The sequence below is a fragment of the Roseovarius sp. MBR-78 genome (assembly GCF_040547535.1).
Classification (GTDB): domain Bacteria; phylum Pseudomonadota; class Alphaproteobacteria; order Rhodobacterales; family Rhodobacteraceae; genus Roseovarius.
The window spans coordinates 1-20,102 of the sequence record NZ_JBEPPX010000019.1 but is presented as its reverse complement, the minus strand read 5'-3'; the positions used below and the strand labels follow the sequence as shown (position 1 = coordinate 20,102).

At 62.8% G+C, this 20,102-nt stretch carries 16 protein-coding genes and 3 pseudogenes; 12 read left to right on the top strand and 7 right to left on the bottom strand.

Going from position 1 to position 20,102, the window contains the following annotated elements; all coding sequences use genetic code 11:
• Positions 1-56 precede the first annotated feature (56 nt).
• The 6 genes and pseudogenes from araD (at position 57) to ABIE58_RS14545 (ending at position 6,420) form a co-directional block, all read left to right on the top strand.
• On the top strand, positions 57-1,799 hold the full coding sequence (gene araD / locus ABIE58_RS14570) for an L-arabinonate dehydratase (protein ID WP_354545440.1): 1,743 nt from the start codon (positions 57-59) through the stop codon (positions 1,797-1,799).
• Positions 1,799-2,698: a dihydrodipicolinate synthase family protein gene (locus tag ABIE58_RS14565; RefSeq protein ID WP_354545439.1), complete on the top strand. Its 900-nt coding sequence runs from the start codon at positions 1,799-1,801 to the stop codon at positions 2,696-2,698. Before araD ends, ABIE58_RS14565 begins: the two co-directional genes overlap by 1 nt.
• Positions 2,699-2,710: 12 nt before the next feature.
• Positions 2,711-3,439, top strand: a complete 729-nt coding sequence (locus ABIE58_RS14560; RefSeq protein WP_354545438.1) for a ribonuclease activity regulator RraA — start codon at positions 2,711-2,713, stop codon at positions 3,437-3,439.
• A 17-nt stretch (positions 3,440-3,456) separates the two neighbouring features.
• The gene (locus tag ABIE58_RS14555; RefSeq protein WP_354545437.1) at positions 3,457-4,989 is read left to right on the top strand and encodes an aldehyde dehydrogenase (NADP(+)); all 1,533 of its coding nucleotides are present in this window, start codon (positions 3,457-3,459) and stop codon (positions 4,987-4,989) included.
• Between the two features lie 17 nt (positions 4,990-5,006).
• Positions 5,007-5,150, top strand: a pseudogene (locus ABIE58_RS14550) (ATP-binding protein); the annotation flags it as partial.
• A 300-nt stretch (positions 5,151-5,450) separates the two neighbouring features.
• Positions 5,451-6,420 (top strand): annotated as a pseudogene (locus ABIE58_RS14545) (IS5 family transposase).
• A 483-nt stretch (positions 6,421-6,903) separates the two neighbouring features.
• Here the strand turns inward: ABIE58_RS14545 and ABIE58_RS14540 are convergent.
• From ABIE58_RS14540 to ABIE58_RS14515, 6 genes are all read right to left on the bottom strand, one after another.
• Entirely contained in the window at positions 6,904-8,055 is a 1,152-nt protein-coding gene (locus ABIE58_RS14540) for an alpha-hydroxy acid oxidase (RefSeq protein WP_354545436.1), read from the bottom strand.
• The gene (locus ABIE58_RS14535; RefSeq protein ID WP_354545435.1) at positions 8,043-8,786 is read right to left on the bottom strand and encodes an SDR family oxidoreductase; all 744 of its coding nucleotides are present in this window, start codon (positions 8,784-8,786) and stop codon (positions 8,043-8,045) included. The genes ABIE58_RS14540 and ABIE58_RS14535 overlap by 13 nt, the downstream gene beginning before the upstream one ends.
• Before the next feature lie 13 nt (positions 8,787-8,799).
• Positions 8,800-9,564 (bottom strand): SDR family oxidoreductase, encoded by a 765-nt coding sequence (locus ABIE58_RS14530; RefSeq protein ID WP_354545434.1) that lies wholly within the window; start codon positions 9,562-9,564, stop codon positions 8,800-8,802.
• A gap of 2 nt (positions 9,565-9,566) precedes the next feature.
• A complete protein-coding gene (locus tag ABIE58_RS14525; RefSeq protein WP_354545433.1) occupies positions 9,567-10,865 on the bottom strand; it encodes a M24 family metallopeptidase in 1,299 nt (432 codons plus the stop codon).
• A gap of 88 nt (positions 10,866-10,953) precedes the next feature.
• A complete protein-coding gene (locus tag ABIE58_RS14520) occupies positions 10,954-11,763 on the bottom strand; it encodes an SDR family NAD(P)-dependent oxidoreductase (protein ID WP_354545432.1) in 810 nt (269 codons plus the stop codon).
• Between the two features lie 19 nt (positions 11,764-11,782).
• The gene (locus ABIE58_RS14515) at positions 11,783-13,498 is read right to left on the bottom strand and encodes an extracellular solute-binding protein (protein ID WP_354545431.1); all 1,716 of its coding nucleotides are present in this window, start codon (positions 13,496-13,498) and stop codon (positions 11,783-11,785) included.
• Positions 13,499-13,832: 334 nt separating this feature from the next.
• Here ABIE58_RS14515 and ABIE58_RS14510 point away from each other — a divergent pair, with 334 nt between their 5' ends.
• From ABIE58_RS14510 to ABIE58_RS14490, 5 genes are all read left to right on the top strand, one after another.
• A complete protein-coding gene (locus ABIE58_RS14510) occupies positions 13,833-14,783 on the top strand; it encodes a sugar ABC transporter substrate-binding protein (RefSeq protein WP_354545430.1) in 951 nt (316 codons plus the stop codon).
• Positions 14,784-14,973: 190 nt separating this feature from the next.
• Positions 14,974-15,948 carry an ABC transporter permease gene (locus ABIE58_RS14505; RefSeq protein ID WP_354545429.1) on the top strand — a complete coding sequence of 325 codons (975 nt, stop codon included), beginning with the start codon at positions 14,974-14,976 and terminating at the stop codon, positions 15,946-15,948.
• Positions 15,949-15,962: 14 nt separating this feature from the next.
• Positions 15,963-16,964, top strand: a complete 1,002-nt coding sequence (locus ABIE58_RS14500; protein ID WP_354545428.1) for an ABC transporter permease — start codon at positions 15,963-15,965, stop codon at positions 16,962-16,964.
• Positions 16,961-18,472, top strand: a complete 1,512-nt coding sequence (locus ABIE58_RS14495; protein WP_354545427.1) for a sugar ABC transporter ATP-binding protein — start codon at positions 16,961-16,963, stop codon at positions 18,470-18,472. Before ABIE58_RS14500 ends, ABIE58_RS14495 begins: the two co-directional genes overlap by 4 nt.
• A 46-nt stretch (positions 18,473-18,518) precedes the next feature.
• Complete coding sequence (locus ABIE58_RS14490) at positions 18,519-19,376, top strand: fumarylacetoacetate hydrolase family protein (protein WP_354545426.1); 858 nt, start codon at positions 18,519-18,521, stop codon at positions 19,374-19,376.
• 57 nt (positions 19,377-19,433) lie between these two features.
• On the opposite strand, the pseudogene ABIE58_RS14485 reads toward ABIE58_RS14490, so the two are convergent.
• Positions 19,434-19,658, bottom strand: a pseudogene (locus ABIE58_RS14485) (IS5/IS1182 family transposase); the annotation flags it as partial.
• A gap of 86 nt (positions 19,659-19,744) precedes the next feature.
• On the opposite strand from ABIE58_RS14485, the gene ABIE58_RS14480 reads away from it, so the two are divergent.
• On the top strand, positions 19,745-20,102 hold a 358-nt coding region (locus tag ABIE58_RS14480; RefSeq protein ID WP_354545425.1), incomplete at its 3' end, for a helix-turn-helix domain-containing protein.

The following is a 20,102-nucleotide window of genomic DNA, read 5'->3' as shown; positions in this document are numbered from 1 at the left end:
GATTGACGTCACGATATGTATGCGCAAACATATGCGAACAAGGATGGAGAAATCGAATGACCGATAAAGCCACAAAATCCCCTGCGGAGCTTCGCAGCGCACGCTGGTTTGCCCCGGACGATCTGCGCAGCTTTGGGCACCGGTCGCGCATGATGCAGTTGGGCTATGCGGAAGAGGACTTTCGCAACAAGCCGATCATCGGCATTCTCAACACCTGGTCTGAGATCAATTCATGCCACGGCCACTTCCCCGAGCGCGCGAAGGAAGTGAAACGCGGCGTTTTGCAGGCGGGCGGCTTTCCGATAGAAATGCCGGTCTTGTCCGTTGATGAGCAATTCACCAAACCGTCGTCGATGCTCTATCGCAACATGCTTGCGATGGAGACCGAAGAGGTCATTCGCTCTCATCCGTTTGACGGTGTGATCCTGATGGGCGGCTGCGACAAGACCACGCCCGCCTTGATCATGGGCGCGCTCAGCGCGGGGGTGCCTTTCGTATACCTTCCTGCTGGCCCAATGCTGCGTGGCAATTACGCAGGCAAGATACTTGGGTCCGGCTCTGATGCCTGGAAATATTGGGACGAGCGCCGCGCCGGAAATATCTCTGACGAGGAATGGCTTGGCGTGCAGGGCGGCATTGCCCGCAGCCATGGCGTGTGCATGACAATGGGCACCGCTTCAACCATGACGGCGATTGCGGACAGTCTTGGGCTTACCCTGCCCGGAGCGTCTTCCATCCCGGCGGTCGACGCCAATCACAGCCGCATGGCAAGCGCCTGCGGGCGCCGGATTGTCGATATGGTCTGGCAAGATCTGACGCCAGACCTGATCGTGACAGAGGCTTCGGTGCGCAACGCTGCGATCGTGGCCATGGCAACCGGCTGTTCCACCAACGCGGTCGTGCATCTTGTGGCGATGGCGCGCCGGGCGGGCGTTGATCTGACGCTGGACGACCTTGACGCATTGGGACGCACCACACCGTTGTTGGCCAATATCCGCCCCTCTGGCCAAGCCTATCTGATGGAAGATTTCTATTATGCCGGCGGCCTGCTGGCGATGATGAAACAGATTTCCGACCGGCTGGACCTGTCTTGCATGACCGTCAATGGCAAGACTGTGGGCGACAATATCGTCACGGCAGACGTCTATAATGACGACGTTATCCGCCCCCTGTCGAACCCCGTTTACAAGGAAGGTTCGCTCGCGGTGTTACGCGGCAATCTCTGCCCGTCGGGTGCCATCATCAAGCCTGCGGCATGCGATCCGAAATACCACGTTCACGAGGGTCCCGCGCTGGTGTTTGACAGCTATCCCGAAATGAAAGCAGCGGTCGACGATGACACCCTGGATGTAACGCCAGATCATGTGCTGGTTTTGCGCAATGCCGGGCCGCAGGGCGGGCCGGGCTTTCCCGAATGGGGCATGTTGCCCATGCCGAAAGCGCTGTTGAGGCAGGGGCACCGCGACATGTTGCGCATCTCTGACGCGCGCATGTCGGGCACATCCTATGGGGCATGCGTGCTGCATGTGGCCCCTGAAAGCTTTGTCGGTGGCCCGCTTGCGTTGTTGAAAACCGGCGATATCGTGCGTATGGACTTGCCCAACCGTCGGCTTGACATGCTTGTCGACGAGGCCGAGCTGGAGGCGCGTCGCGCCGCCTGGGTCGCGCCGGAGCCGCGTTTTCAGCGCGGCTGGGGCTGGATGTTTTCGAAACATGTCGGACAGGCTGATACCGGCTGTGATTTTGATTACCTGACGCGTGCGCATGGCCCCGCCGCGGGCGAACCGGAGATTTTCTGATGAGCCATGATCTTGACGCCGCTCTTGCCGGGATTTCCGGCATTCTGGTCACGCCATATGACGACACAGGCGCTATCGCACCCGCGAAACTTGCCCCCATTCTGGACCGCGCGCTTGCCGCGGGCGTGCATATGCCGGTTGTCAATGGCAACACCGGAGAGTTCTATGCCCTCACCACCAACGAAGCCTGCACCATGGTGCAGGAGGTTGCCGCCATGGTGGCTGGACGTGCGCCGCTTTTGGCCGGGGTTGGCCGCGCCTTGCCGGATGCCTGCACACTGGCGCGGGCATCGGCCGAGGCTGGCGCGTCTGCGTTAATGATCCATCAACCGCCTGACCCGTTTGTCAGCCCGCGCGGCACGGTGGATTACGTGCGCAACGTGATCGACGCAAGCGGCGGCCTGCCTGCCATGCTGTATCTGCGCAATGATGCAATCGGCACCAACGCGATTTCGGACCTCTGCGCGCTGCCCGGTGTAAAGGGTGTGAAATGGGCCACGCCGAACCCGATGCGGCTCGCCGATGCTATTGCTGCGTGTGATCCGGCCATCACATGGGTCGCCGGGCTGGCAGAGGTCTGGGCCCCTGCTCTTTATGCCGTTGGTGCGCGCGGTTTCACATCTGGGCTTATCAATATCTGGCCGCAGCGCTCTGTCGCCATTCACGCGGCACTTGCTGCAGGTGATTACAGCACGGCCAACCAGCTTATCGCCGGAATGCGCGCCTTTGAGGATATTCGCGCCGAAGAGCTTAACGGCACCAATGTGACCGGCGTGAAGGCCGCGCTTCTGGCGCAGGGCCATGAGTGCGGCCCGGCGCGCCCGCCCTCTGCTTGGCCGCTGACGCAAAGCCAACAACAGCGTCTGACGACATTCCTGCTTGATAACCAACTTATCTGAAAGGCCCACATGATGACCGACTACATCCTCTCAGACACCACGCGCGCAAAATACAAGGCGATCTCGACCGCCTCAATTGCCACCGCGCTTTACAAGCGTGGATTGCGCAGCCAGTTCATCCAAGGCGTCACCCGTTGCGGCAACGACGACAAGGCCAATATGGTCGGGCAAGCCTTCACCTTGCGCTATATCGTGGCGCGCGAGGATCGCAACCCGATCACGGTGTTTCGCAATGCCGATCATCCCCAACGTGTGGCCGTGGAAACCTGTCCCGAAGGCTGGGTCCTGGTCATGGACGGGCGCAAGGATGCGCGCGCGGCCTCTGCCGGGTCGATCCTGGTGACACGGCTTGCGGTACGTGGCTGCGCCGGTGTCGTGTCAGATGCCGGGTTTCGTGACGTGCAAGGCATCGGCAAGCTGGACATGCCGGCCTATTGCGCCTGTTCCTCTGCGCCGACCAACCTGACATTACACGAGGCGCTGGACCTCAACGTGCCAATTTCCTGCGGCGATGCCCCGGTCTTTCCCGGCGACGTTCTGGTCGGCGATGCGGATGGTGTCATGGTCATTCCCGCCCACCTTGCCGAAGAAATTGCCGACGAATGCACAGGCATGGAAAGCTACGAAGATTTCGTGATGGAAGAGGTGCTGAACGGTGCGGGTATCATCGGGCTTTACCCCGGCACCCAAGACGAAAACCTGAAAAAATATGAAAGCTGGCGTGCCAAGACAGGCCGCTGAGCAGAAAAGGACTGAACATGCCCGACACACTCACATTCACGCCGCATGGCAAACATCTTATCGCTGGCGAATGGGTCTCTGGCGACAGCACATTCCGCAATGAACCGGCCAGCGGCCCCGCGCATGATTTCGCGGTCGGCACGCCTGCGCATGTCGACCGCGCCTGCCAAGCGGCAGAAGATGCGTTTTGGTCCTATGGCTATTCCAGCCGCGCAGACCGTGCCACGTTCCTGAACACCATCGCGGACGAAATTGAGGCCCGCGCCGAGGCCATCACCGAAATCGGCAGTCGCGAATCCGGCCTGCCCGAGGCGCGGCTTCAGGGTGAGCGCGGGCGCACGGTCGGCCAGCTGCGGCTGTTTGCGGAACATATCCTGAAGGGTGATTATCTGGATCGTCGCCACGATGCCGCCTTGCCGGATCGCGCGCCCCTTCCGCGGCCTGATCTGAAAATGGTGCAACGGCCCATCGGCCCGGTCGCCGTGTTTGGCGCGTCGAACTTTCCACTGGCCTTCTCGACCGCCGGGGGGGATACGGCGGCAGCGCTGGCCGCTGGCTGCCCGGTGGTGGTCAAAGGCCATTCGGCCCATCCCGGAACAGGCGAGATCGTTTCAGAGGCAATCCACGCCGCGATCGCGAAATGCGGCATTCACCCCGGCGTCTTCTCCAACATTCAGGGCGGCACCCGCGCCGTGGGTCAGGCCTTGGTTCAGCATCCGCTGATAAATGCCGTCGGCTTTACCGGATCGCTTTGGGGTGGAAGGGCGCTGTTTGACCTTTGCGCCGCGCGCCCGAACCCGATCCCGTTCTTTGGTGAGCTTGGATCCGTCAACCCTATGTTCCTGATGGCAGCGGCCATCGCGGCGCGCGGTGCGGCGCTTGGCACCGGTTGGGCTGGGTCGCTGACGATGGGGGCGGGCCAGTTCTGCACCAATCCCGGCATTGCGGTCGTGATCAACGGGCCGGATGCGGATGCTTTCGTGGATGCAGCAAAGGCGGCATTGGCCGAAATCGGCCCGCAAACCATGCTGACCGATGGCATGGCCAAAGCGTATCGCCAGGGGCGCGACCGCGTGGCAGGCACCGCTGGCGTGCAGGAAATACTTACCTCGACTTGCGATCTGCGCAATGCAACGCCTTATCTCTATGAAACGACGGGCGAAAACTGGCTGGCCAACCACGCGCTTGGAGAAGAAGTTTTCGGGCCGTTAGGCTTGGTGGTGCGCGTCAAAGATCAAGATGAAATGGCGCAAATCGCGCGATCTTTGGCCGGTCAGCTTACCTGCACGATTCATATGGACGCGGGCGACACTGACGCCGCAGGCGTGTTGGTCCCGATTCTGGAACGCAAGGCAGGGCGGTTGCTGGTCAACGGATTCCCGACAGGTGTCGAAGTCTGCGACAGTATGGTCCACGGTGGCCCTTACCCTGCCTCTACCAATTATGGCGCGACATCGGTCGGCACCTTGTCGATCCGGCGGTTTCTGCGACCCGTCTGTTATCAGAATATGCCTGACGAAATCCTCCCCGTCGACATGCGAGCACCTTGATTTTTGGCCGCTTTTGCGGCCAACCCAAAATGACCACCACGCTTCTCGATCGTCTCACCCGTCGCTGGCACATCCTCGAGGCCGGAAATAACCGCTTCAAGGCCAGCTCAGAAACAGCGGAAAAGAAATGGAGGGAGGAGGAAATATTGACGACACCATAATGCAGAGAACATAACAACTGGCTGGGTCAAATCTCGGTGACAATGCCGGGTCATTTCTCACTGGCAATCAACAGTGTGATCTCCTTTGGGGGTGCTTTGCCGCTATGCTCCTTTGCTGGGGCCGACGCTCAAGATATGCGTGGCGAATTAAGGTCGCCCGAAGCCTCAGCTATGGTGGATGGATCGCCCCGGTTTCACCGGAGACCTTTTGCTTCATTTCACGCGACCATATCGAGCGGCTCTGTTGCACAAAGCCTTTGGGGGATTCACGTTGTGAATCCAGCGTGATAGCTAGATGGCATGAGCAGACCGACACCCCCGACCTATAAGATCAAGAACTGGCGGGCCTACAACGCAGCGCTGAAGCGCCGAGGCTCGCTCACGATCTGGTTTGATCCCGAGATGACATGGGAGCCCTTGCCGACCGGCAAGCGTGGCAGGCAGCCCACCTAGAGCGACGCTGCGATCCATATCTGCCTGACGGTGAAGGTGCTGTTCGGCATGGCACTCCGGCAGACGACAGGCTTTGTCGAAAGCCTTCTGCAGGTGAGTGGGCTGGGCTGGTCGGTGCCGGATTTCAGCACCCTTTCACGCCGCCAGAAGACCCTCGCCGTAAACATCCCGTATCGGGGTTCGGAGGGTCCGCTGCACCTTCTGATCGACAGCACCGGGATCAAGGTCGAGGGTGAAGGGGAATGGAATGCCCGCAAGCATGGTGGCCCCAAACGCGTTCGCCATTGTGCTCGAACCAATGGCGCATCAATGGCTCACCTGGCGCAAGGTTCACCTCGGGATCGACGAAAAAACACTGGAAATCCGGGCGGTGGAGTTCACCAGCAGCGATATCGGCGATGCGCCCATGCTGCCGGAGTTGCTCGGCCAGATCCCGCCCGATCAAGAGATCGGCAACGTCACCGCAGACGGGGCCAACGATACGCGCAAGTGTCACGACGCCATCGCCGACCGGGGCGCCGCGGCCGTCATCCCGCCACGCAAGAATGCCGGACCATTGAAGCCTGACACCGCAGGCGCGATCGCGCGAAACGAAGCGCTTAGGGCATCGAAATACCTCGGCCGGGCGCTCTGGCGGAAATGGAGCGGCTACCACCGCCGAAGTCGCGCCGAAACCAAGATGCACTGCATGAAGCTGTTGAGCCAACGCCTCATGGCGCGAGAACCCGACCGCCAGGTCGCCGAGCTTCAGATCCGTGTCGCCGTCATGAACGGCTTCACCGCGCTCGGCAGACCCGTGACCGAGCCCGTGGGATAAGGGTGTCCGGGGAAAGGGGGAGCTCGGCCATCAGCCGATTTGTGCAACAGAGCCACCCTAAGCCACCAACTCTTCGAAAAAGGCCTGATACGGTGCCCGTTTGCCTCGCCCGCGAGGGCGGCCCTGAGCGGCGGGATCAGCATGACCCCGCGTTCGGATAGCCCGCGCCCATCTCGCGCCGTGGCGGGCGAAAGCCGCAGCCGCAAGGCCGCTGCGCGACCGCTCAAACCATCCTCGATAGACCGCTGAAACCGCGCCCGAAGCGCATTCGGCAAAGGTGCTGACATGATCCATCCTCCCAAACAGGATGAATCAGAAATCAACCATCGTGGGAATCCCCCGATTCACGGTTTCGCCGAAACGCTTTAGTTTGCGGTAGTCCTCTCTGACAAGCCCGATACGCCTCACCGCGTTTACGCCAGGAAATGCAGAAAACGGTATAGCCCTCTGCCACCAGCCGACGGATCAGCGCATGAACAGGCTCTACAAGGCCAGTCTGAGCGCCGATGATCCGACATCTTTGAAGGACGGCACGCCGAGTTGGCCCAAGGCGCGGACCAATTCGAGATGCAGGATCTCAAACGCGCGCGCAGCCCCGGCCTCGCCACCGGCACCGACGCCATAGGCAAATGCCCGGCCTGCAAGAACGAAATCCGCACCGCGCGCCTTGGCCCGCAAGACATCCGCGCCGCGACGAATGCCGCTGTCTAGAATGATCGTCATGCGCCCGGCCACATCTTCCACGATTGCGGGGAGCGCTTCGATCGTGGGGGGGCCAAAGGCCACCTGCCGCCCCCCGTGATTGGAGACCACGATACCGTCACAGCCCAGATCGGCGCATTTGACCGCGTCCTCGGGGTGCAGGATACCCTTGACCAACAGTTTGCCTTTCCAACGCGCGCGCAGGCGTTCCAGCCCGTCCCATGTGAAGGCGGGTGTGATCAGCGTCTTTTGCACATCCGCGTAGGAGGTGGCGCTTTGCAACAGATCCGCGTAATTGGCCACGTTCGGCGTGCCGTGGCGCAAACTGGTGAGGGCCCAACGTGGATTGGCCATGCATTGCAGCAGCACTTCGGGCGTGAACCGAAACGGCACGGCCAACTGGTTGCGGATATCGCGGTCGCGCTTGCCCGCTGCGGGCACATCGGCGGTGACCATCAGCGTGGTATAGCCCGCCGCCTCGGCGCGCGCGATCAGGCCTTCGGTCACCTCCGCATCGCTTGAGACATAAAGCTGAAACCAGCCGTTGCCGTCGGCGGCCTCTGCCAGCGCCTCGAGCGGGGTGGAGGCGGCAGAGCTTGCCACATAGGGGATGTTGCGCCGCTTGCAGAGCCGCGCCAGCGTCAGGTCCGCCCCCGGCCAAAAGGCGTTGAGCATCCCGATGGGGGCCATACCGAACGGCGCGTCATAGGATTGGCCAAAGAGCGTCGCCTGCGTGTCGATCTCGGACACATCCACCATATAGCGCGGTGTCAGTTCCACTTCCCCGAACGCTTCGACATTGCGGCGCAGGTTACGCTCGTTCTCCGCCCCGCCATCGACCAGATCAAAGGCAAAGCGCGGGATTCGCGCCTTGGCGCGCAGGCGTAGATCGTCGATCGAGGCGGCACGGTCCAACCCCATCAGATCGACCACCCGCCATCTATGGCAAAGGCCTGCCCGGTGGTAAACGCCGACATGTCCCCGGCCAGATAACACACTATTTCCGCGATTTCCTCGGGCTGGCCCAAGCGCCCCATCGGCTGGCGCTCCTTGAAGGCGGCAAGGGCCTTGTCGAAATCGCCGGTCGCTTCCAGCCGGTCGTTGAGCGAGGGGCTTTGCACCGTGCCGGGGCAGATCGCGTTGCAGCGGATGCCCTGCTTGACGAAATCCGCTGCGATGGATTTGGTCATGCCGATGATGGCGGCCTTGGACGCGCCATAGGCAAAGCGGCGCGGCGCGCCCTTTTCACTAGAGACGATAGAGGCGATATTGATGATCGAGCCGCCCCCGGCCTCTAGCATCCCCGGAAGAACCGCGTTGGTGATGCGGAAGATGGACTTGGCGTTCAGATCAAAGGCGCGGTCCCAGACCGTCTCGTCGCAATCGAGGATGGTGCCGTCATGCACCCATCCGGCGCAGTTCAGAAGGATGTGCACGGGAGCAACGGACGCGACCAGCGCATTGACCGCGTCTCCATCCATCACGTCAAGCCGCTGGCCGGTCATGTTGGGCGTGGCCTCTGCCAGCGCCGCGACGCCCGCGCCGTCGATATCGGTGGCGATGACCTGCGCGCCGCGCGCGGCCAGCGCCTCGGCACTGGCGCGCCCGATGCCGTTTGCCGCCGCGGTGACGAGGGCGGTTTTGCCTGCAAGTGTCTGTTCCATTTGTTTTCCTTTCTCAGCGCGCGAGCCAGCCGCCATCGACGGTGACCACGCTGCCGTGGCAATAGCTGGCGGCGTCCGACGCCAGAAACACGGCGGCACCTGCAATCTCGGATGGCTCGGCGAAGCGTCCCGCCGGGATGCGTTCCAAGAGCGCCTGCGCGCGGTCGGGATCGTCGCGCAGCGCCTGCGTGTTATCGGTCGCGGTGTAGCCGGGCGCGATGCTGTTGACGTTGACGCCGTGCGGTGCCCATTCGTTGCAAAGCGCCTTGGTCAGGCCGAGCACCGCGTGTTTGCTGGCGGCATAGGCGGGCACGCGCAGCCCGCCTTGGGCCCCGAGCACCGAGGACACGATGATGATCCGCCCCGAGCCCTGCGCGACCATGCGTCGGCCCGCCGCCTGCGACAGAAGCCAGACCGAATCAAGGTTGACCGACAGCACGCGCCGCCAATCGTCGAGCGCCAGCTCGGTGCTGTCCTCGCGATGGATGATCCCGGCATTGTTGACGAGGATATCCAGCCCGCCAAGCGCGTCCTCGGCAAAGCGCACGACCTCCTCGGCCCCGGCGCGGTCCATGCCGGTGAAATCGACCTTGACCGCCGCGCCCTTGACGCCAAGCGCCTCGATCCGGGCGAGGGTCTCTTCGGGCGCATGGCTGCGATAGGTCAGCGCCACATCCGCCCCGGCGGCGGCAAGGCCGAGGGCGATGCCCTCGCCGATGCCGGTCGCGCCGCCGGTGACAAGGGCCTTGCGGCCGGTCAAATCGAACGGATTGCCCATGATCAATACCGGTTCGCGATGGGCAGGTCTTCGGCGGGGAAAAGCGAGATGACCTCGCAGCCTTTTTCGGTCACCACCACCTCCTCCTCGATCCGCGCGGCGGAATAGCCGTCGGTCGCGGGGCAGTAGGTCTCCAGCGCGAATACCATGCCAGTCTTGATCTCCATCGGGTGATCGAGCGACACGGCGCGCGAGATGATGGGCCGTTCATGCAGCGCGAGGCCAAGGCCGTGGCCGAATTGCAGGCCGAACGCCGCCTCCTCTGACGGAAAGCCGAATTCCTCGGCCTTGGGCCAGACCTCGGCCACCTTGTCGGTGCTCACGCCGGGCCGGATCATGGCAATCGAGGCGTCGATCCACTCGCGCGCCTTGATATAGGCGTCATTCTGCGACGGCGTCGCGCGACCGATATTGAAGGTCCGGTAATAGCAGGTGCGATAGCCCTGATAGCTCTGCAATATGTCGAAAAACGCCTGATCGCCGGGCCGAAACAGCCGGTCGGTGAAGTTGTGCGGGTGCGGGTTGCAACGCTCGCCGGAAATGGCGTTGATCGCCTCCACGTCGTCGCTGCCCATCTCGTAGAGCATCTTGTTGCTGAGCGCGACGATGTCGTTCTCGCGCACCCCCGGTTTCAGTTCCTCGTAGATCATGTGATAGACGCCATCGACCATCGCGGCGGCCTGCGTGAGAAGCTGGATCTCGTCCCAGTTCTTGATCTCGCGCGCCGCCAGCATGATCTGCTGGCCGTCGATCACGTTGATCCCTTCCTCCTGAAGCGCGTGGAACATCGCGGTTTCGGCATAATCCACGCCCACCGGCATGTCGGCCATGCCCGCGTCGCGGATGAGACCGGCGATTTCCTTGGCATATTTGCGCATCAGGCCAAATTCCGGCGGGATGGTGCCGCGCATGCCCACGACACCGGCACGGCAATGATCGGGCACCAGCCAATCCGAATGCAGCTTGTGGTGCATCGCGGCAGAGCCGAAATCCCAGACATAGGGCGCATCGTCGCCCGTGAGCAGACAGAAGCGGCACATCTTGTCGCGCTCCCATTCGCCGATCTTGGTGGCACTGACATAGCGGATGTTGTTCACGTCAAAGAGCAGGAGCGTGCCCGCGCCCGAGGCCTGCAACGCCTGCCGGGTCCGGGCGAGGCGATAGCGGCGCAGGCGGTCATGGTCGATCCGGCGCTCGAAATCCACGGAGGTGTGGCCCCAGGCGGGCAGGCGCTCGCGCCATTCCCAGTTGGGTTCAAGATCCTGCGGGGTGAGCAAATTGGGCATCAGGGCGCGTGTCATGGGATACTCCATTGCGTGGGCGGGGTGCCCACTGTTGTTGGTGTTGCGGCAAGGCGGTGGCCGGGCGGGGCATCCCCGCCCGAGGGCGTCACTGGATGCACCAGCCGCCGTCGATATGGATCATCTGGCCGGTCATGTAGTCGCTGTCATCGCTGGCAAGAAAGGACGCGGTGCCGGTGATGTCGTCGGGATAGCTGACCCGCTTGATCTGGAGCGCGTCGCGCACGATGTCGTCATAGGCTTGGCCCTCGCGCTCCTTGAAGCCGATATCGACAAGGTCTTTGTCGAGCTGCTCCCATAGCGGTGTGACCACCACGCCCGGCGCATAGCCGTTGACGGTGATATTGTGCTCGGCAAGCCCGATGGCCCCGCAATGCGTCAGCGCCAGACAGCCATATTTCGAGGTGCAATAGACCGTCACATCGACCAGCGGCTTGCGCGAGGCGATGCTGCCCACGTTGATCAGCTTGTAGGGATGGCCCTCCATCGGACCCTGGGCGATCATCTGGCGGGCGACCTCCTGCATCCCCAGCCACATCGCCTTGGTGTTGACGTTCATGATCAGGTCCCAGTTGTCCTCGTCGATATCCATGAAGAACCGGGGCTTGTTGAGACCCGCGTTGAACAGGCCCACATTGATCGACCCGAACGCCTCGACCGTGGCGGCGACGGCGCGGGCATTATCCTCGCGGCTGGTCACATCCATGCGCAGGGCGACGGCCTGCCCGTTTCCTGCCGCGTTGATGCGGTCGGCGACCTTTTGCGCCTCATCCTGATCGAGATCGCCAAGGCAGACATTGGCCCCTTGCGCGGCAAAGCTCTCGGCATTGGCGGCCCCCATGCCGCGCGCGGCACCGGTGATCAGGATATTCTTGCCCTTCAGGCGGTTGGGGTCCATGTCTCTCTCCTCCTTGATGTCATGATGGTCGGGCTTGCTCGATCAGCGCCTCGGCGCGGCTCTGGGCCTCGCGCAGGGCGGCGCGGGGGCTTTGCAGACCGCGCAGCATGTCGTGGAATTCCTCGCCGCAGATCTGGATGATCCCGGTGATTTCCGGCACCGGCGGGCGCGGCCAGAATTGCAGCTCATCGCGCCAGGACATGGCGTCCACCGCCTCGAAGATCGGCGAGGCGCGGCGCACCTCGGCATCGGCCCCGACCGAGTAGCGCGGATTGGTGCGGCTGCCGTTCTGCACATAGAGCTTCTGCGCCTGCGCGCTGGTGAAAACACACAGCGCCTCGACCGCCGCCTCGACCCGCTCGGGCGCAAGATTGGCCGGAATGCCCATCGCATAGCCGCCCACCGGGGCCACATTCGCCGCCCCCGGCCCGTGCGGATGCGGTAGATAGCCGGTTTGCCCATGCGCGGGCGACGAGGGGTCAAGCTCGAAATACGGTGCCAGCAGCGTATAGCCATAGGCCATCGCGATCCGGCCCGCCGCATAGGGGCGCACCCGCTCATACCACGACATCGACAAGATATCGGGGGGCGAATATTGCAGCAGTTCCATCAGGAATTCTGCCGCCATCAGCCCGCGCTCGGTGTCGATGGTCACGCGGTAATCGCGCGCGGCCAGCCCGTCAGTGTCAAAGCCGCCCGCCATTTTGGGCAGATCGAGCACCGGCTGGCCGAAATCCGCCATCGCCATCAGCACGGTATGGCCCAGCGCGGTGCCCCGCGCGGCGTTCCAGCCGATGCCGTAGCGGCCCCTTTGCGGGTCGTGCATCCGGCGCGCGGCGGTGAGCAGCTGATTGGTGGTCGCGGGCGGCTCCAGCCCGGCCTCGGCAAAAAGATCACGGCGATAGAACAGCAATTCGGGCGTGGTCTGCGCGGGCACGGCGTAGGGCCGCCCGCCCCAATGTGCGGCCTTCCAGCCTGCGGTGTGGAAATCCGCCGGGTCGAGGCGGGCCACGTCCATGGCCTCGTCAAGCGGCATCAGCACGCCCTTCTCGACAAACTCGCCGATCCACGGCAGATCGAGCGCGATAATGTCATAGCGGCTTGTCATGCGTTCGGCGTTGCGCAGCGCCTCGTCGCGCAGCCGGTCGATGGAAAAGGCGCGCTGATGGATCGGCACGCCAACCGCCTGCTCAAACTGGCGCTTGAGGTTTTCCATCACCATGAAGGTGGGATCGCCATGCACCAGAACGCGCATCCCCCCCGCCAGTCTCAGCGGTTCCGGCAAGACCTGAAGCGGCGGGATCGGGCGCGCGCTCATGTAAGAGCCGCCAAAATAGTAGTCGCGCGCCTCGTCGAGGCGGTCAGTCGTGTTGAAATGCGTCTCGGCCAGCCGACGCACCCGCCCCGACATCTGGCTCCATTGTTCGAGCAACCTGTCGCTGGGATGCACGGAAAAGCTCTTGCCCGATTTCGTGCGCGGGCGCTGGTCAATCAGACCGGCCTCGATCATCTCTCGCAGCCGCCGGTTGGCGGTGGCATAGGGCACGTTGCTGGCGGCGATGAGCGATGTGGGCGTCATCACCTTCGCCTCCAGATGCCCCTTGATCGCATGCAGCGCCATGCGAAACACCGGCGCCGGATCATGCAACTCACTGGCGGTTTCAAGCTCGGCGCCGCATTCCTCCAGAAAGGACAGAACGCGCAGCATATCGCCCGCAGCCAACTGTGCGTGCATGTGTTTATCTGCGCTTGCACCCATTGCATTCATCGCGGTCGTGGGCTCCTTTGCCGACCAGCGGGACGATCCCCCTGCCGAATTCTTCAATCTGGATGGATCTGGTTTCGCCATCGCATCGCTCCTTGTCAGGGTGTCCGGGTTGATGCGGGCAGAATATCGCCGTTATATCCATTTTGGATAATTAAATATCCTCTATGGATATATTTGCTGCATGACCCGCTGGCCATCGGGGCGCAACCTAGCGCCAGTTGTCCGGTGCGCCGGACGATGATTCCCCGTTTCGGAGGAGGGGGGATCACGAGAGACATGAACAATCCGGGAGGAGACCCAGATGAAGCTTCGTAGAGTTCTTGCCGCGTCGGTCGCCAGCGCAGCGCTCGCCGGTGCCGTGCAGGCGGATGACTACCGCATCGGCATCACGCAAAACAACGTTGGCGTTGACAGCTATCAGACCACCTATGAACAGGCGTTCATCGCCGCCGCAGAGGCCGATGATGGCGTCGAGGCGGTGGTTCTCGATGCAGGTGGCGACGTGGCCCGCCAGATCGCCCAGATCGAGGACCTGATCCAGCAGGGGGTGGATGCCATCATCATCTGGCCCACCAATGGCGAGGCGGTGATCCCGGCGGTGCGCAAGGCCCAGAAGGCCGGCATCCCGGTGATCGTGACCAATTCCAACATCGCCGAACAGGGCGCGCGCTTCATCGCGTCCTTCTCGGGGCCCGACAATATCCAGCAAGGCGCAAGCGCCGCCGAGATCATGTGCGACAAGTTCAAGGACATGGGCATCGCGGACGAGGCGCAGGTGGTGCATATCACCGGCCAGCCGGGCTATACCACCGCGATTGAGCGGGCCAAGGGGTTCGAGGATCGCCTGCCCGAGATCTGCCCAAATGTGACCGTGCTCGACACCCAGCCGGGCGACTGGAACCGCGAAAAGGCGCAAAAGGTCATGGAGGCGTTCCTGACCAAATATGACGACATCGATGGCGTTTACGCAGGCGATGACAATATGGGCGTGGGCGCGTTGAATGCCGCCCGTGCTGCGGGGCGTGACGGTATCATCTTCGTCGGGGCCACCAATTTCGCGGTGGGATACGAGGCGATGGCGCGCGGCGATTACTGGGGCTCGATCTACCAGTCGCCGGTCGATGACGCCGAGGCGGCGTTGCAGACCGCGATCGACGTGCTCGACGGCAAGGACGTGCCCGCCCTCAACTATTTCGACACGCCCAAGATCACCCAGGACAACATGGGCGAGTTCACCAAGCCGGTGTTCTGAAACCCGGCCTGCGATCTGGCCGGGCGCGGTATCCACGCCGCGCCCGCGCGATTCCGCAAGACATGCTACCATCACGAGACGGGCACGCGCGCGCCGTTGGGCCCGCCCACGCGCGGATCGCACAACAGATCGCACTGGCACGTGATGCATCGTTCAGGGGGCCGGATGATCGGGTCTGACGGAGGAGATTATGGCGACACCCACGAAAAAGGAGATTGGCGGCTTCCTGGCCCGACAGGGCATCCTAGTGGCCTTTGCCTTGTTCATGATCGGCTTTACGCTGGCCAACGGGCAGTTTCTCAATCCCGATAACATCATGAGCGTGATCCGCTCCTCGGCCATTCTGGGGGTCATGGCGCTTGGCGTGACCTTCGTGGTGGTCAGCGGCAATCTTGATCTCTCGGTCGGTTCGATGATGTCGTTTTCCACCATCGTCGTGCTCGACCTGCACGACAAGATCGGCCCGGCGCTGGCCATCCCCTTGATGTTCGCGATGACGCTCGCGCTTGGGGCCTTCATCGGGTTCCTGGTGGGGTATCTCAAGCTCAACTCGCTCATTGTCACGCTGGGGATGCTGTCGGCCATTCATGGCCTGACGCTGACCTGGTCGGGCGGCAAGAACATGGATATCGCCGACAAGGCGGGCACATGGTTCAGCGTCTTTGGCCAGGGCGAGGTGCTGGGCGTTCCGGTGCCGATCCTGATCTTTGCGCTGCTTGCCGCAGGTCTTGGCACAATGCTGGCCAAGACGCCCTTCGGGCGCAAAATCTATGCCGTGGGCGGCAACAGCACGGCGGCGACGTTTTCGGGTATCCCGCGCGCGCGGGTGGTCTTTAGCTGTTACCTTGTCTCGGCATTCTGCGTGGCCACGGCGGGGTTGTTGCAGGCCAGCCGCTCTATGGGCTCGCAAAACACCGTGGGGCAAGGGCTGGAGCTTGAGGTGCTCGCAGCCGTGATCCTGGGTGGTGCGTCGCTGATGGGCGGGTCCGGCACGATCTTCAAAACGGTGATCGGCGTGCTGATCCTCGGCTTCATCCAGAACGGGCTGCTGCTCGTCGGGCTGCCGTTCTACGTCCAGTATGTCGTGACCTGGGTCATCATCATCCTCGCCGTCTGGCTGGATATCGCGGCCAAGCGCGGCCGCCTCTGGTCCCCCATCGCGTGAGAAGGAGAACAGCAATGACACCGGGCAAGCTAAGCACTCATCTGAAAAACGGCGCGATCTGGGGCTTCATCGTGCTGGAGCTGATCTTCTTCACCGTTGCGGGGCAGTTCCTGTCGCTGAGCGAAAACGCCTTCATGGACGCGGGCAACATGCTGCTTCTGTTCAAGCAATCCGCGCCTATCGGCATCATCGCGATGGGCATGACCATCGTCATGGTCAACGGCAATATCGACCTCAGCGTAGGTGCCACCTATGCGCTCAGCGCCGTCGTTCTGCTCGATGCGATGACATGGCCCATGTTCGGCGGGCTTGGCGATTGGGTCATTCCGGTGGCCTGCCTGCTGGCGCTGCTCACCGGGACCGTGCTGGGCGCGATCAACGGGCTCATCGTGTGGAAAACCGGGGTCGATGCCTTCATCGTCACGCTGGGTGCGATGCTGGGCTATCGCGGGCTGGTGTTCATGTATAATGGCGAGCAGCCCACCAGCCACCTCAACTGGACGCTGGTGGATTTCGCCGAAGCGCAGGTTCTGGGGCTGCACACGGCGACGTGGTTTCTGCTGCTGGTCACTGCCGCGATCTGGTTCCTGATGAACCGCACCGTGCATGGCCGCAACGCCTATGCCATCGGCGACAACCGCGAGGCGGCGGTGAATGCGGGCATCCGGGTGGGGCCACATATGATGATCAATTTCATGATCATCGGCGCTCTCGCCGCGCTGTCGGCGGTGGTATTCTATGCCGAGAGCGGCTCGGTCAACCCCAATGACGGTGAGCTCTACGAGCTTTGGGTGATCACCGCCGTCGTGCTGGGCGGCACCAAGCTGAGCGGCGGGGCAGGCTCGATCATCTCCACCTTCGGCGGCGTGCTGGCGATCCAGCTTCTGCGCAAGGGGCTGGCGCATATCGGGGCCGATACCTCAACCGTCAATCTGGTGATCGGCCTCATCCTGATCGCGGTGCTGCTGCTGGATCGGCAGTTGAACATCAAGGGCAAGGAGGCGTTGAAGATATGACCACGCAAACCCCCGTTCTGCGGCTCGAAAACATCGTCAAGACATTTCCCGGCGTGCGCGCGCTCGACGGTGTCTCGCTGACGATCCTGCCGGGCGAAGTGCACGCCCTGATGGGCGAAAACGGTGCCGGGAAATCCACCTTGATGAAGGTGTTGGGCGGCATCCATCAGCCCGATGAGGGTCGCATCATCGTCAATGAGCAACCGGTGGTGATGGCAGGCCCGCTCGACGCCAAGGCAAAGGGCATCGTTTTTATCCATCAGGAACTCAGCCTTGCCGAGGAACTGAGCGTGGCGGAAAACATCTATCTTGGCGAGTTGCCTAAAAAGCGCTTCGGTCTGGTGGACTGGGCAAAGCTTTACGCCCGGACCAATACGATCCTCGAAAAACTCAAGGTCGGGTTCGACGCCAAGGCCCGCGTCGGCGACCTCTCGATCGCCAATCAGCAGATGGTCGAGATTGCCCGCGCGCTCACCGTCGATGCCAAGGCGGTGATCTTTGACGAGCCCACGGCCTCGCTCACCGATGCTGAAAAGAGCGTGCTCTTCGAGGTGATCGCCGATTTGCAGGCGCAGGGCGTGGGCATCGCCTATATCTCGCACCGGATGGAGGAGATATTCAGGATCACCGACCGCATCAGCGTGCTGCGCGACGGCCAGTACCAGGGCACGGTCAATACCGCCGAGACCGACGAGGAGGGCGTCACGCAGATGATGATCGGGCGCAAGCTCGATCTCAGCCGCGCCGAGCATGGCCACGATCTGGGCGAGGTGGCGCTCGAGGTGCGCGGGCTGTCCTGTGGCAAGCTTTTCCAGGATGTCAGTTTTGAGCTACGCAGCGGCGAGGTGCTGGGCTTCTACGGCCTTGTCGGCGCAGGCCGCACCGAGATTGCCGAAACGCTTTTCGGCCTGCGCGACCCCACCGCCGGGACGATCCATCTCAACGGCGAGGAGGTGCGCATCGCCTCCCCCTCTGACGCCATCGCGCGCGGCATTTCGCTGGTGCCCGAGGACCGCAAGACGCAAGGTCTGGTGCTTGGCATGAATTGCCGCGACAACATGACCCTGCCGCAGATCGACGACCTCAAGGCCGGGCCGTTTATCGCCGAAGGCTCGGAAATCGCGATTTTCGATCAGTATCGCGACAAGCTCGACATTCGCACAGCGGGCTGGAAACAGGCGGCGGGCAACCTCTCGGGCGGTAACCAGCAAAAGATCGTGATCGGCAAGTGGCTCTCGATGCATCCCAGCGTGCTGATCGTGGACGAGCCGACGCGCGGCATCGACGTGGGCAGCAAATCCGAGATCCACAACCTGATCCGCGCGCTGGCGGCGCAGGGCTATGCGGTGATCGTCATCAGCTCGGAAATGCCCGAGGTGCTGCATGTCTCGGATCGCATCGTGGCGATGTATTCGGGCCGGATCATGCGGACGTTTACCTCTGACGAGGTCACCGAGGACAACCTGATCCAGGCGATTTCCGGCCTAACCCCGGGTCAAGCGGCGTGACAGGCACCGCTCAAAACCACCCATTCCGCAAAGGTAAGGACCTCCCATGAAACTTCTCCGTTACGGCCCATCCGGTGCCGAAAAACCCGGCCTGCTCGATACATCCGGGCGCGTGCGTGACCTCTCGGGCATCGTGCCCGACATCGCCGGGCCAACGCTGCGGCCCGACGGGCTGCGCGCCTTGCAGGCACTCGATGTTGACGCGCTGCCCTTGGTGGATGGCCTCCCGCAGCAGGATCTGCGGCTTGGGCCTTGCGTGGGCGGTATTGGCAAATTCGTCTGCATCGGTCTCAACTATGCCGATCACGCCGCCGAGGCCGGCATGCCGATCCCGGCAGAGCCGATCATCTTCAACAAATGGACCTCTGCCATTGTCGGGCCGAACGATCCGATCCAGATCCCCCGCGGCTCGGTCAAGACCGATTGGGAGGTGGAGCTTGGCGTCGTCATCGGCGAGCCGGGGGCCTATATCGACGAGGCGGATGCCATGGCCCATGTCGCCGGGCTCTGCGTGATCAACGATGTGTCGGAACGCGAATTCCAGATCGAGCGCGCAGGCACATGGGACAAGGGCAAGGGCTGCGACACCTTCGGTCCGACCGGGCCGTGGCTGGTGACGCTTGACGAGATCGCCGATATCGACGCGCTCGATATGTGGCTCGATGTGGATGACGAACGGATGCAGACCGGATCCACCGCCACGCTCATTTTCAAGATCCCGCATCTTGTGTCCTATTGCAGCCGGTTCATGAGCCTGCAGCCGGGCGATGTCATCTCGACCGGCACGCCGCCGGGCGTCGGCATGGGCCAAACCCCGCCGCGTTATCTGAGGGGCGGCGAGGTGGTGACGCTCGGCATCGCGGGGTTGGGAGAACAGAGGTCGCGGGTTTTGCCGGCGGTGTGATTGGGTTCTGTTGCACAAATCATCTGATAGCCGAGGTTCCCCTTTCCCCGGACGGGCTCATCCCACGGCTTCGGTGACGGGTATGCCGAGTGCGGTGAAGCCGTTGAGAACGACAACACGGACCTGGAACTCGGCAACCTGACGATCGAAGTCCCGCGCCATGAGGCGCTGACCCAGCAGTTTCATGCAATGCATCCTGGTTTCGACGCGGCTTCGGCGGTGATACCCGTTCCATCGTCGACAGATCGTCCGGCCGAAGCGTTTTGATGCGCGCAGGGCCTCATACCAACGGCCTTTACTGGTGACTCCCGGGGGATTCCCTTGAGGCCTTTGCCGTGATTCACTGTCAGCAAATGATGGAGGTTTCGATGGCAGTGGCGATCACACGGACGGACATGTCGGCGCACGATCTTCGGGCGGCGGCGGCGAAGACGGCGGATGCGAAAGCGGCGCGGCGGATGCTGACGCTCGCGCTGGTGGTGGAAGGGGTGGACCGCAGGACCGCCGCCGAGACCTGCGGGATGGAGCGGCAGACGCTTCGTGACCGGGTTCACCGCTACAACGCCGAAGGGCTGGAGGGGCTGTCGGACCGCCGCTCGGCCGGGCCGGTGCCGCTGTTGAGCGTTGAGCAGAGGGCCGAGCTGGCGCAGATGGTGCGCGCGGGCCCCGACCCGTCGGTGGACGGGGTGGTGCGGCTTGCGCCGCGTCGACTTGCAGCGCAAGATC